Annotated in this window: 11 protein-coding genes; 6 read left to right on the top strand and 5 right to left on the bottom strand. The window is 67.8% G+C overall.

Translation table 11 applies throughout. The features are described 5' to 3' along the window. The first annotated feature begins 217 nt into the window (after positions 1–217). The gene (locus MRS60_RS33830) at positions 218–1,639 is read left to right on the top strand and encodes a purine-cytosine permease family protein (RefSeq protein WP_243566984.1); all 1,422 of its coding nucleotides are present in this window, start codon (positions 218–220) and stop codon (positions 1,637–1,639) included. Positions 1,640–1,771: 132 nt separating this feature from the next. Here MRS60_RS33830 and MRS60_RS33825 read toward each other — a convergent pair whose 3' ends face one another. From MRS60_RS33825 to MRS60_RS33805, 5 genes are all read right to left on the bottom strand, one after another. Next, positions 1,772–4,051 (bottom strand): FdhF/YdeP family oxidoreductase, encoded by a 2,280-nt coding sequence (locus tag MRS60_RS33825; protein ID WP_243566983.1) that lies wholly within the window; start codon positions 4,049–4,051, stop codon positions 1,772–1,774. 124 nt (positions 4,052–4,175) lie between these two features. Then, positions 4,176–7,022 carry an ATP-dependent Clp protease ATP-binding subunit gene (locus tag MRS60_RS33820; protein WP_243566982.1) on the bottom strand — a complete coding sequence of 949 codons (2,847 nt, stop codon included), beginning with the start codon at positions 7,020–7,022 and terminating at the stop codon, positions 4,176–4,178. A gap of 636 nt (positions 7,023–7,658) precedes the next feature. Next, entirely contained in the window at positions 7,659–7,928 is a 270-nt protein-coding gene (locus MRS60_RS33815; protein ID WP_034184672.1) for a hypothetical protein, read from the bottom strand. A gap of 106 nt (positions 7,929–8,034) precedes the next feature. Continuing rightward, the gene (locus MRS60_RS33810; protein WP_217589163.1) at positions 8,035–8,850 is read right to left on the bottom strand and encodes a family 1 encapsulin nanocompartment shell protein; all 816 of its coding nucleotides are present in this window, start codon (positions 8,848–8,850) and stop codon (positions 8,035–8,037) included. Beyond that, positions 8,843–9,910 (bottom strand): Dyp-type peroxidase, encoded by a 1,068-nt coding sequence (locus MRS60_RS33805; protein ID WP_131949621.1) that lies wholly within the window; start codon positions 9,908–9,910, stop codon positions 8,843–8,845. Before MRS60_RS33805 ends, MRS60_RS33810 begins: the two co-directional genes overlap by 8 nt. 384 nt (positions 9,911–10,294) lie before the next feature. Between MRS60_RS33805 and MRS60_RS33800 the strand changes: the two genes are divergently transcribed. The 5 genes from MRS60_RS33800 (at position 10,295) to MRS60_RS33780 (ending at position 12,190) form a co-directional block, all read left to right on the top strand. After that, positions 10,295–10,663: a helix-turn-helix domain-containing protein gene (locus MRS60_RS33800; protein ID WP_217589165.1), complete on the top strand. Its 369-nt coding sequence runs from the start codon at positions 10,295–10,297 to the stop codon at positions 10,661–10,663. Further along, positions 10,660–11,109, top strand: coding sequence for a phosphate-starvation-inducible protein PsiE (locus MRS60_RS33795; RefSeq protein ID WP_034184488.1), 450 nt, complete (start codon positions 10,660–10,662; stop codon positions 11,107–11,109). The genes MRS60_RS33800 and MRS60_RS33795 overlap by 4 nt, the downstream gene beginning before the upstream one ends. A gap of 42 nt (positions 11,110–11,151) precedes the next feature. After that, positions 11,152–11,349, top strand: coding sequence for a hypothetical protein (locus tag MRS60_RS33790; RefSeq protein ID WP_034184487.1), 198 nt, complete (start codon positions 11,152–11,154; stop codon positions 11,347–11,349). A 104-nt stretch (positions 11,350–11,453) separates the two neighbouring features. Beyond that, complete coding sequence (locus MRS60_RS33785) at positions 11,454–11,909, top strand: DUF1269 domain-containing protein (RefSeq protein WP_243566981.1); 456 nt, start codon at positions 11,454–11,456, stop codon at positions 11,907–11,909. 32 nt (positions 11,910–11,941) lie between these two features. Further along, positions 11,942–12,190 (top strand): hypothetical protein, encoded by a 249-nt coding sequence (locus MRS60_RS33780; RefSeq protein WP_105391572.1) that lies wholly within the window; start codon positions 11,942–11,944, stop codon positions 12,188–12,190. The last annotated feature ends 276 nt before the right edge of the window (positions 12,191–12,466 follow it).

The following is a 12,466-nucleotide window of genomic DNA, read 5'->3' as shown; positions in this document are numbered from 1 at the left end:
TCGTCTCCAATCCGGATCGCAACGAGGCTGCACACGTGCCGGCGGGACATGTCATCCGTCCCCGCATGCCGCGCATGGTCCGCTTCGGCCGACACCGCCGCGCGTGCACGCGGCGCGTCGTCGCTCGCGTATCCGGACCCGATTGCAGGCGCGCACCCCAACGCGCGTCGGCTGAAACGGCACGCGCGCATCGCCGCGCAGGACAGGAGACTTCACCATGACGAACGTGGACCGCAACGCGTCCCCGATGATAGAGAAACACACGATCGGCTACGTGCCGCCCGCGGAGCGCCACGGCAAGGTGCGCGACCTGTTCACGCTCTGGTTCGGCGGCAACATCGCGCCGCTGCCGATCGTGACCGGCGCACTCGGCGTGCAGCTCTTTCACCTGAACCTGATGTGGGGCATCGTCGCGATCGTCGTCGGCCAGGCGGTCGGCGGCGTGCTGATGGCGCTGCATTCCGCGCAGGGGCCGCAAATGGGCATCCCGCAGATGATCCAGAGCCGCGCGCAGTTCGGTTCGTGGGGCGCGCTGCTCGTTACCGTGATCGCGGCCGTGATGTACGTCGGCTTCTTCGCGTCGAACATCGTGCTCGCCGGCAAGTCGGTGCACGGCATCGCGGCGTCGGTGCCGGTGCCCGTCGGCATCGTGATCGGCGCGGTGGGATCGGGGCTGATCGGCATCGTCGGCTACCGCTTCATCCATATCCTGAACCGCATCGGCACGTGGGTGCTCGGCATCGGGATCCTGGTCGGCTTCTGGATGATCCTCACGCACGTGACGACCGACGATTTCCTGACGCGCGGCGGCTTCGACTTCGCGGGCTGGCTCGCGACGGTATCGCTGTCGGCGTTGTGGCAGATCGCGTTCGCGCCGTACGTATCGGACTATTCGCGTTATCTGCCGGAGGACGTCGGCGTCGCGTCGACGTTCTGGGCGACCTACCTCGGCTGCACGATCGGCTCGACGCTCGCGTTCATCTTCGGCGCGGTCGCGGTGCTTGCGGTGCCGGCCGGCGCGGACACGATGGATGCGGTCAAGCAGGCGACCGGCCCGCTCGGCCCGCTGATGCTGGTGCTGTTCCTGCTGAGCGTGATCAGCCACAACGCGCTGAACCTGTACGGCGCGGTGCTCGCGGTGATCACGTCGGTGCAGACGTTCGCATACAAATGGATTCCGACCGCAAAAACCCGTGCGGCGGTGTCGGTCGTGATCTTCGTTGCGTGCTGTTACGCGGCGATCGGCGCATCGACGAACTTCGTCGGCAACCTCGTCGATCTCGTGCTCGCGCTGCTGGTCGTGCTCGTGCCGTGGACGGCGATCAACCTGATCGACTTCTACGTGATCCACAAGGGCAAGTACGACATCCAGTCGATCTTCATGGAGGATGGCGGCATCTACGGCCGCTTCAATCCGCAGGCGCTGCTCGCGTATGCGATCGGCATTCTCGTGCAGATTCCGTTCATGAACACGCCGATGTATGCGGGCCCGATTCCCGCGCATCTCGGCGGCGCGGACCTGTCGTGGCTCGTGGGGCTGGTGCTGACGTCGCCGCTGTACTACTGGCTCGCGACGCGCGACAGCGCGTACCGGCGCCGGCAGGGCGGTGCGCATCTGCCGCCGACTGCAGCGCAGTAAGCGGGGCGCCTTTCGACGCGGAGCAGGAAGAGGGGGCCACCGCATCGGTCGAGATGCGGTGGCCCGTGGCAGCGTTTCGACATGACGAAGGCAGGCCCGCGGCGGGTGACGTGCCGCAAGCCTGCGCGTGCATTACACGACCGCCGAGCGCGCGACGCGCACCGGCACCGACTTGTACGACGGCGTGCCGCTTTCCTTGTCGATGTAGTCGAGCGGCACGAGCACGTTCGCTTCCGGGTAGTACGCGCCGACCGAGCCCGGCGCGATGTCGTACTCGATCGCGGTGATCTTCTCGAGACGCAGCGTGCGGCCCGACGCGGTGATCGTCTCGATGTCGACGAGGTCGCCGTGTTCGAGCCCGTACTTCGCGAGATCCGCCGGGTTCATGAACAGCACGTCGCGCCGCCCGAACACGCCGCGATAGCGGTCGTCGAGCCCGTAGATCGTCGTGTTGTACTGATCGTGGCTGCGCAGCGTGATCAGCCGCAGCACATTCTCGCCGCCGAGCACTTCCGCGTCTTCCGCGACGCCCTTGTACACCGAGAACATCGCCTTGCCGGTCGCCGTGGGCCACACGCGCTCGGTAGGCGGCAGCGGCAGGCGGAAGCCGCCCGGCGTGCGGATGCGCTCGTTGAACGCCTCGAAGCCGGACACCGTGCGGTCGATCAGGTCGCGGATGCGATCGTAGTCGGCGATCAGGTCGAGCCACGCGACCTTGCTGTTCGGCAGCGTCGCATGCGCGATGCCCGCGACGATCGCGGGCTCCGAGCGCAGCTGGTCCGACGCCGGCTTGAGCTTGCCGGCCGATGCGTGGACCATCGACATCGAATCCTCGACCGTGATCGATTGCCGGCCGCTCGCCTGCATGTCGAGCTCGGTGCGGCCGAGCACGGGCAGGATGAAGGTTTCCTTCCCGACCAGCAGGTGCGTGCGGTTCAGCTTCGTGCCCAGGTGCACGCTCAGGTCGAGCTTCGCCATCGCCGGGAACGACAGCTCGGGATCGGGCAGCGCGACCGCGAAGTTGCCGCCGAGGCACAGCAGCGCCTTCGCGCTGCCGTCGACCATCGCCTGCATGGCCTGCACGGCGTCGTGCCCGTGATGCGCGGGCGGCGTGAAGCCGCATACGTCCTCGATCTTCTTCAGGAACTCGGCCGACGGCTTCTCGGTGATGCCGACCGTGCGGTTGCCCTGTACGTTCGAATGGCCGCGCAGCGGGCAGATGCCTGCGCCGGGCTTGCCGATGTTGCCGCGCATCAGCAGCAGGTCGGCGATCAGGCGCACGGTTGCCGTGCCCTTGTTGTGCTGCGTGACGCCCATCCCGTACGTGACGATCGTCGCGTTCGATTTCGCGTACGCGAGCGCGACCTGTTCGAGCTGCGCCTGGCTGAGGCCGCTCGCGCGCTCGATGTCGTCCCACGACGTGACCTGCAGGTCGGCCGAGAACGCGTCGAAGCCGTTGGTGTGCTGCGCGATGAAGTCGCGGTCGAGCACGTCGCCGCGCTCGGCGTCGAGCTGCAGCAGCGCCTTCATGATGCCCTTCAGCGCGGCTGCGTCGCCGCCCGCGTCGAGCTGGTAGTACGTCGACGCGATCCGCGTCGAGCCGAACGACGCCATCTCGATCATGTCCTGCGGATCCGAGAAGCGTTCGAGCGCGCGCTCGCGCAGCGGATTGAACACGATGATCGGCACGTTGCGCCGCGAGCATTCGTGCAGCGTGCCCATCATCCGCGGGTGGTTCGTGCCGGGGTTGTGGCCGATCGAGATGATCAGCTCGCAGTGGTCGAAATCCTCCAGCGACACGGTGCCCTTGCCGATGCCGATCGACTGCGGCAGGCCGACGCTGGTCGGCTCGTGGCACATGTTCGAGCAGTCGGGGAAGTTGTTGGTGCCGAGCTCGCGCGCGAACAGCTGGTACAGGTACGCGGCTTCGTTCGACGCGCGGCCCGACGTATAGAACTCGACCTGCTCGGGCGGCAGCGCGCGCAGCACCTCGCCGATGCGCGCGAATGCGTCGTCCCATTCGATCGCGCGGAACGTGTCGGTTGCGCGATCGTAGACGAGCGGATGCGTGAGCCGGCCCATGTTCTCCAGTTCGTAGTCCGACATGCGCAGCAGCGACGACACGGTGTTCGCCGCGAAGAACTCGGGCGTCACGCGCTTGGTCGTCGCTTCCCACGTGACGGCCTTCGCGCCGTTCTCGCAGAACTGGAACGTCGACTTGTGCTCCTTGTCGGGCCATGCGCAGCCGGGGCAGTCGAAACCGTCGGGCTGGTTGGTCCGCATCAGCACGATCGGCGCCTCGATGGTTTCCATCTGCGTGCGCACGGCCTCGGCTGTCGCGCGAAGCGCGCCCCAACCGCCGGCGGGCCCATCGTACTTCCTGATGCCTGGCACTTCGCGTCGATTTGTCATTGTGAATCTCCATGAGCCGGGCCCGTGCGGGCGGCTCGGGTTGCGCCGTGTCGCGGCGTGGTGCGGCTCCGTCCGTCGGACGGAGCCGGTCATGCGTGCCCCGGGGCTGCAGGGCAGGCGGGGTTCAGTGCGCGTGCTTCTTCGCGCCGGACGACTTCTTGCCGGACTGCTTTGCGGTGGGCGGCGGCACGTCGGCAGGAGCGTCGTCGGCGTTCGCGTCGCCGGATGCGTTAGCGGCCGCCTTGCCGTTCGGTTTCGTCTTGCCGTCGGCGTCGTTCTTCGCGTCCTTCGTGTCCTTCGCTTCAGGCGCGGCGAGCTTGTCGAACTTCACTTCGCCGCTGTCCTCGTCGTAATCGACCTCGACGCGGTCGCCCGACTTCAGCCGGTCGGCGAGGATCTCCTTCGCGAGCCTGGTCTCGATGGTCTGGCGGATCTGGCGCTTCAGCTCGCGCGCGCCGAACTCCGGCTGATAGCCGGCCTCGGTCAGGTGCTCGACGAGCGCATCGCCCATCACGAGCGTGATGTCCTGCGCGGCGGCCGTGCGCACCACGCGGTCGAGCTGGATCTGCACGATCGCGCGGATGTTCTCCTTCGACAGCGCGTGGAAGACGATCACCTCGTCGATCCGGTTCAGGAACTCGGGGCGGAAATGGCCCTTCAGCACCTGCATCAGTTCGCCGCGGATCGCCTTGTCGGTCTTGCGCGCGGCTTCCGGCTGCGTCAGGTTATCCATGATGATCGCGGCGCCGAGGTTGCTCGTCGCGATGATGATCGTGTTGCTGAAGTCGACCACGCGGCCCTTGCCATCGGTCAGGCGGCCGTCGTCGAACACCTGCAGCAGCACGTTGTAGACGTCCGGGTGCGCCTTCTCGATCTCGTCGAGCAGGATCACGCTGTACGGGCGGCGCCGCACACGCTCGGTGAGCTGGCCGCCTTCGTCGTAGCCGACGTAGCCGGGCGGCGCGCCGATCAGCCTCGCGACCGCATGCCGTTCCATGTACTCGGACATGTCGATGCGGATGATCGCCTGCTCGTCGCCGAACACGGTCTCGGCGAGCGCCTTCGCGAGCTCGGTCTTGCCGACGCCCGTCGGCCCGAGGAACAGGAACGTCGCGATCGGCCGGTGCGTCTGGCCGAGCCCCGCGCGCGACAGCCGCACGGCGTCGCTGACGGCCACCACCGCGTCGCTCTGGCCGACCACGCGCTCGCGCAGTTGCTCCTCCATCTTCAGCAGCTTCTGGCGCTCTTCCTGCGTGAGTTCGGACACGGGAATGCCGGTCAGCCGCGACACGACTTCGGCAACCGACTCGACCGTCACCTCGAGCGTTTCGGAGCCGGTCTTGCGCTGCCACGCCTCCATTTTTTCATCGAGCGTCTTCTGCTTCGCGTTGATCTGCTCCTCGAACTGCTTCGCTTCGTCGAAGCGCTTGCGCGACGTCGCGTAGTCCTGCTCGCGCTTCAGTTGCGCGATCTGCGCTTCGCCTTCCTGGATGTCGACAGGGCGCGACGTCGCGCCGATCCGCACGCGCGCGGCGGCCTGGTCGATCAGGTCGATCGCCTTGTCGGGCAGGAAGCGCGACGTGATGTAGCGGTCGGCGAACTCGGCGGCCGCGACGAACGCGTCGTCGGCGAACGTCACCTGGTGGTGCGCCTCGAGGCTGTCGCGCAGCCCGCGCAGGATCACGATCGTCTGCTCGACGCTCGGCTCCGGCACGAACACCGGCTGGAAGCGCCGTTCGAGCGCCGCGTCCTTCTCGATGTACTTCTGGTATTCGTTGAGCGTCGTCGCGCCGATCAGGCTCAGCTCGCCGCGCGCGAGCGCGGGCTTCAGCACGTTCGCGATGTCGAGGCCGCCTTCGCCGCCGCCCTGGCCCGCGCCGACGATCGTATGCAGCTCGTCGATGAACAGGATCAGTTCGTCCTGCTTTGCAGTCACTTCGTCGATCAGCTGCTTCGCGCGCTCCTCGAACTCGCCGCGATACTTGGCGCCGGCGACCATCGAGTTGATGTTGACCTCGACGAGCCGCTTGTTGCGCAGCACCTCGGGCACGTCGCCGTTGACGATCCGTTGCGCGAGCCCTTCGACGATCGCCGTCTTGCCGACGCCCGGCTCGCCGATCAGCACCGGGTTGTTCTTCTTGCGGCGCGCGAGCACTTCGATCGTGCTCTCGATTTCCTGCGCACGGCCAAGCACGGGGTCGAGCTTGCCCTGGCGCGCGATCGCGGTGAGGTCGCGGCCGAACTTGTCGAGGTTCGGCGTGCCGGTCGGCGCATCGACGCGGCCGTCCTCGGCGCCCTTGCCGACCACCTTCACGACTTTCTGGCGCAGCGCCTCGGGCGTCACGCCGTATTTCTTCAGCAGCGTGCCTGCGATGCTGTCCGGCACCGATGCGAGACCGATCAGCAGGTGCTCGGGGCCGATATACGAGTGGCCGAGATCGCGCGACGCCTGGAACGCATATTGCACGGCCTTCTTCACGCGCGGCGAGATCGACAGCTTGTCGAGCGGTGCATCGGGGGCGGCCGTGCCGGTGTGCGCATGCTCGTCGATATACGACTTGATGTCCTGCGGCGACAGCTTCAGTTCCTTCAGCAGCGCGGCGCACACGTCGGTGTCCGCGAGCGCGTAGAGCAGGTGTTCGGAGTCGAGCTCGCTGCGGCGCAGTTCGTGCGCCTTCTCGGCCGCGCGCTGCAGCAGTTCGAGCGTCTGTTCGCTGAACGCGTCGGTCGGGTCGACCGATTCGCGCGGCACCTCGGCGGCGAGCGGCGATTCGTCGCCGAGCCCGCCGAACAGCGACGACGAGCCACCGCCGCCCAGCAGCGCATCGAACGGGTTCAACATGCTCTGATGCCGCATCAGCTGACGGAAATGGTAGTCGCAGATCGAGATCGTCTTGCGCTCGCCGTCCTGCATCACGGTTGCGCGCGCGACGGCCGGCCGGGCGTGGCAGATATCGCAAAGTGCGGGCATGGTGGTCTGGCTCCTGTCGGTGAAGGTGGGTCGAAGAGTGAAGTCCCGATGCGGTGCGGCGCGCGCGCGTCCCGACCGCGAACACACGACGCGTGGCGCGGCGGTGCGCGTGCCGCGCCCACGCTGTCGCGCAGCGCGCGCCGGCGTGTCACACGGTCGCGGTCGGGGCGGGAGGCGCGAGTGCTGCGAGGAGCCCACGGCATCGCTTCGACTGCGTTCAAAATAGCGAATCGGCGGGGGCCATCCAAGACACAGTTCCACACCGGACCGACCGCGAATTGCACCCTCACATGCGCGCGCACACGGGGGGCAAGGAGTACAGACGGGCGCGCACGCGGCGGCACGGGCGTGCGCGGCATGCGCTGCGCGCGGTGACTGGAGGCAGGAAGGAGCGGAACGCGAACGGAGCGCGGTGCGACATCGGCGCGCAGGGCGCCGGTTGCCGGCAAACGGACGGCGTTGCGGGTGGGTAAGCGCGGCAGAAGCGCCGCAGTGCGAGCGCGCACGCCGGTGGCGTACGCGAACCGGTCGTGTCCGGCCACGCGCGCACCGCAGCCGATGCGTACGTGGCAGCCGAAGGAGAGGTCGGGTTGCACGGTGCGAGCCGGACATGGCGCCAACCGTGGCGAACCGCGATCAGTCGGACAGTTTCATCGCGAGCCGCTGGCGGGCGATCTGCTTCACGTCCGTCGACAGTGCCGCATTCGGCAGACCATTGGCCCAGACGGAGAACGAATCCTCGATCAGGTTGCGCGTGTCGGGCGGCAGCTCGGCCAGCATCAGCGACACGACGGTAAACAATACGGCGGTGTCGGCGGCCTCGCTGCCCGCGTTCGCGTCGACCGTCTTCTTCAGGCTGTCGACCGACGCTTGCAGCGCCTGCAGTGCATCATTCGTATCGCTCATGACATCCTCCATGCGAGATGGGCTCGATCGGCGACGAACATGCGGCCGGCGCCGCGGCCGGCCGCGCGACGCCCGGCGGGCGGGCATCGCACGCAGGCAGCCGCGGTCAGGCCGCCGGATTGCCCTGCGGCGCCACGGCCACCGATGCTTCGCTCGTCAGCATCAGGAACGTGAACGTTTCGCGCAGGTACAGGCGGACGGCCTTGTCGTTATGGCTCGTGTAGCCGATCGATACGTCTTCCCCGAGGTGCAACTCGTAATCGCCGCCGCGCATCGACAGCACGCAGCCGCCGCTGAGCGCCGGCGCCCAGATGATCTCGCCGCTGACGATCCGCTTGATGTGGCCGAGAACCGGATAACCCTGGTCGCGCGCCTCGCTGAGCGCGGTATACGCGTCCGAGCCGAGCACCACCGAGTACGGGCCGTCGACGCCCGCGAGCCGCAGCGCTTCGAGCGCGTCGCTGATCGCGTCCGGGTACGCGCTGACGTCCGCCGGCAGCGTGAGCTTGCGGTTCGACGTGCCTTCGCGGATGCCGACGATGCCGGCGGCCGGGTAGCCGTCGAAAATCGCGTTGTCCTCGGCGAACGCGAGCCGCTGCGCGGCGTCCTTCGCCGGTTGCCAGTCGGCGTCGCGCGCGCCGCGCTCGACGCTGTCGATCGCATCGCGGCTCAGCTCGAACGGCACCGTCAGCTCGACGATCGTGCGGACTTCGCGCAGCCGCGCGTTCACCTGCTCGCGCGGCGCGGTGACCTCCACCAGGTGCCCGGTGCCGACGGCCGACAGCTCGGGGCCCGCGGGGCCGTCGACGTCGACGACGCGGCGGCCGGCCACCGATCGTTTGAAGGTGCGCGCCACTTCCTCCTCGATTTGTTCCCAGGCGGACGACGAGATCGGGGCGAGTTCGCGGTGCAGGTTATTCATAGGCTTGGGTTCCTTTCAGCGAGCCGATTTTCAGCGAGCCGTCGCGCTGCGGCGCGGACGGCGAGGATTCAGGTTGCGCGGCGTCGGCGGCCGGCGCCGCGCGATCGGCGAGCGCTTCGAGCAGGTCGGCCGACGGCACGAAGAACAGCGAGCCGGTGACCGCGCGGCTGTAGTCGAGCAGGCGGTCGTAGTTGCCGGGCGGGCGGCCGACGAACATGTTCTCGAGCATCTGCTCGATCGGCGCCGGCGAGCGCGCATAGCCGATGAAATAGGTGCCGAATTCGCCTGCGCCCGGACGCCCGAACGGCATGTTGTCGCGCAGGATCTTCACTTCCTGGCCGTTCTCGTCGAGCGTGGTCAGCGAACTGTGCGAACACGACGGCTTCACGTCCGGCGCGAGCTCGATGTCGGACAGCTTGGTGCGGCCGATGATGCGCTCCTGCGTCTCGACCGCGAGCGCGTTCCAGCCGGCCATGTCGTGCAGGTACTTCTGCACGATCACGTAGCTGCCGCCCGCGAATTCCGCATCTTCATCGCCGATCACCGTGAAGTCGACCGCTTCGCGGCCTTCCGGGTTCTCGGTGCCGTCGACGAAGCCGATCATCGCGCGCTGGTCGAAATTGCGGAAGCCGTGCACCTCGTCGACGACCGTGACGGCGCTGCCGAGCGCGCCGAGCAGTTGCGTCGCGAGTTCGAAGCACAGGTCCATCGCTTCGGCGCGGATGTGCAGCAGGATGTCGCCGGGCGTCGCGACCGCGACGCGCTGCCCGGCGCCGAATTCGCGGAACGGATGCAGCGACGCGGGGCGCGGGGCGCCGAACAGCGTATCCCACGCGTCGGCGCCGAAGCCGCACACGCATGTCAGGTTGCCGCCCGGCACGCGCTTGCCGACCGAGCGCACGAGCGCGGCGATGTCGCCGCACCATGAACGGATCGTGTCGGCGTGATCGGCACCGGGATTGATCGTCGCCACGAGGAAGATCGCGCTGCGCGTGATCGGGCTGTGAACGGCCTGGGAGAGCGGGGGAGGTGTCTGCATCGCGGCCTGCCGGTCAGTCATGTCGGGACGGACGGGCCGCGGCTGCCGCTGCCGCGGCGCGCGATGGCGTTCGGTTGGACTGTGTCATGCGACTGTTCTCTTTGTGACATGCGGATGAAGGACGTTGCGCGCGCATCGCGCTACGGGCCGCCGCCGCAGTAGCGGCCGGCCGCCCGGCGCGTGACCTGCGCGCACCGCGTAACGTCGTCGAGCATGCAATCTAGCAGCTTCGGCGGGGCTTTGCACTGGTAGCGGTAATCTGTCATTCGAATGTGTCAAACGGGGCCGGATTTTGCGCGCTGGCCGCGCAGCTGTACTCCTGGCATGCACGGCGCTGTGCTCTTGAGCGTGCGTGCCGCGTGCAGTAGATTAGGTCCCGCTGCGCCGCCGACGAGGAGCGTCACCATGAACCTGCTGGAAGCAATGCGTGTTTATGTCGCGGTGGTCGAGCATGGCGACCTGTCCGGCGCCGCGTCCGCACTGAAGCTCGGCGACGCGCAGGTGAGCGACCGGATCGACCGTCTCGAACGGTATCTCGGCTGCCGGCTGCTGCTGTGCCGCGAGCATGGCGACGTGGCATGCACCGACGCCGGTGTCGCGTTTTACGCGTGCTGCCGGCGGACGCTGTCCGCGGTCGAGCAGGCGACCGGCGCGGCCGGTGCGGCCCGCGCGCCGGCGCCGGATGCGTTCGATGCCGCGCATTGCACTGCGCATTGCATGGATTTCCCGCCGTCCGGTACCGCTCACGCATCTTCATACCGACCGTCACCTTGAATACGTCTACCGTTTCCTGTTCGCCGTCCGAGCGCATCCGTCGCCGCTTCGGCCACTTCCTTCACGCGGCCGAACTGGCCGGGCTGATCGTGATCGGTCTCGCGACCGCGTTCGCGATGACGCAGGAGGCATGGAAGGTTGTGCTCGCGGGCGAGGTGTCGCTGACCGACCTGCTGCTGATGTTCCTGTATCTGGAAGTGCTCGCGATGAACGTGCGCTACCTGCGGCTCGGCCGGCTGCCCGTGCGGTTTCCGCTGTTCATCGCGATGACGTCGCTCGCGCGCGACCTGATCCTGCGCGGCGCGACCGACAGCCCCGAGCGGATGCTGATGACGACCTTCGGGATCGTGCTGCTCGCGGTGGGCGTGCTGATCCTGAGCTTCGGTCAGCATCGCTTTCCGGCCGACGTCGACGATGTCGAGGAGGATGCGCATGTGGGCCGGTGACGCGAGAACGGTATGCATGATGTCTCTGCAGGAGGGTGCCGGATGAGCACGGATTCCGTCGCAACGAAGCAGGCGAACGAATTGCAGCACGCGTCGTCGGACGCGTACCGGCAGGCACGCGACGCGCGTGACGCCGATCCGGCGCGCGCACGTGCGCCGTTCGTCGTCGCGATGCAGCGGGCGGCCGCGCATGCGTATGTCGAGGCAGTCCGCGCGCGTGTCGAAGCAACAGGCATCTGAATGAACGCCGGGTTGCCGGCGCACCGCGCGCGTGCGGCCCCGGATCGTCGCGCTGCGCGATGTGCAGCGGCCGCGCATGCCCATCTATACGAGAGAGGTGTCGAATGACCCAGCAATTGATCGTCGCCGTGTTCGGCAGCGTCGACACGGCCCGTCAGGCCGCGAACGATTTCGAGGCGCTGTCGGAGAAGAATGAAGGATTCCACATCGAAAACGGCGTCGTCGTCGAAAAGGACGCGGCCGGCAAGCTCGCGGTGCTCGCCGCCGAATCGCGGCCGTTCAAGGGCGGCGTGATCGGTGCGATCGCGGGCGGCCTGCTCGGGATCCTCGCCGGGCCGCTCGGCGTGGTCACCGGCATGGCGGCAGGCGCGGGCGCCGGCATCCTCGCGGACGCAGCCGGCAACGCGCTGCTCGACGGCACGTTCGTCGAGACGGTGGCCGCGCGGCTCGTGCCCGGCAGCGTCGCGATCATTCTCGAGGCGAAGGAGGCCACGCCATTCTCGGTCGACAACGTCGTGACGGGATTCGGCGGCAAGGTCTTCCGCCAGGCGCTCGGCTGAGCGCCGCGTTCCAACCGCTTCTGGAGAACAGCATGCGCATCGATCAATCGTACCGTCGCTTCGACATCGCGGCGACGCTGTCGCCGCTGCCCGGCAACCGCGCGATCGCGACCGTCGACGTGACGACCGACGATCCGGCCCGCATCGCCGATCTCGGCACCGGCTATTTCCTGCAGATCCGCAAGTGGGTCGAGTCGAACGACGTCGAGCAGCTGACGGTGGTGTTCGACGAGTGCAAGGTCGCGATCGACCACTACGCGGACAACGTCGACGACGCGTGAGTTCGCGCGGGCCCGCGCATTGCCGCGCCGTACGCGCATCGGTGACGGGAGAACCTCCGGTGACGGAATGAAGATGGAGCGGCACGCGAATTGCGCGGGCCGCGCGGAAGTACGATTACACGGCGGCCGCGTGTTGCGCCGCAACGTCGATGACGTTCTACGCCGGTCATGGATCGGGTACACGCTACAGCCGGTGTTTGCGTGCGCTGCGGGGCGTCTGTACCTGTTCTTTTCATGAAGGACGCCGATAATGGGATCGTTACCTGGCTCTGCGGG

This window comes from Burkholderia pyrrocinia (genome assembly GCF_022809715.1).
Classification (GTDB): Bacteria; Pseudomonadota; Gammaproteobacteria; order Burkholderiales; family Burkholderiaceae; genus Burkholderia; species Burkholderia pyrrocinia_C.
This window is presented reverse-complemented; position numbering and strand designations above follow the sequence as displayed.

What these genes read in the sequence shown, in the direction of transcription:
- MRS60_RS33830 (WP_243566984.1), top strand. Translation starts at nt 218, where the DNA reads ATGACGAACGTGGACCGCAACGCGTCCCCGATGATAGAGAAACACACG.
- MRS60_RS33825 (WP_243566983.1), bottom strand. Translation starts at nt 4,051, where the DNA reads ATGACAAATCGACGCGAAGTGCCAGGCATCAGGAAGTACGATGGGCCC.
- MRS60_RS33820 (WP_243566982.1), bottom strand. Translation starts at nt 7,022, where the DNA reads ATGCCCGCACTTTGCGATATCTGCCACGCCCGGCCGGCCGTCGCGCGC.
- MRS60_RS33815 (WP_034184672.1), bottom strand. Translation starts at nt 7,928, where the DNA reads ATGAGCGATACGAATGATGCACTGCAGGCGCTGCAAGCGTCGGTCGAC.
- MRS60_RS33810 (WP_217589163.1), bottom strand. Translation starts at nt 8,850, where the DNA reads ATGAATAACCTGCACCGCGAACTCGCCCCGATCTCGTCGTCCGCCTGG.
- MRS60_RS33805 (WP_131949621.1), bottom strand. Translation starts at nt 9,910, where the DNA reads ATGACTGACCGGCAGGCCGCGATGCAGACACCTCCCCCGCTCTCCCAG.
- MRS60_RS33800 (WP_217589165.1), top strand. Translation starts at nt 10,295, where the DNA reads ATGAACCTGCTGGAAGCAATGCGTGTTTATGTCGCGGTGGTCGAGCAT.
- MRS60_RS33790 (WP_034184487.1), top strand. Translation starts at nt 11,152, where the DNA reads ATGAGCACGGATTCCGTCGCAACGAAGCAGGCGAACGAATTGCAGCAC.
- MRS60_RS33785 (WP_243566981.1), top strand. Translation starts at nt 11,454, where the DNA reads ATGACCCAGCAATTGATCGTCGCCGTGTTCGGCAGCGTCGACACGGCC.
- MRS60_RS33780 (WP_105391572.1), top strand. Translation starts at nt 11,942, where the DNA reads ATGCGCATCGATCAATCGTACCGTCGCTTCGACATCGCGGCGACGCTG.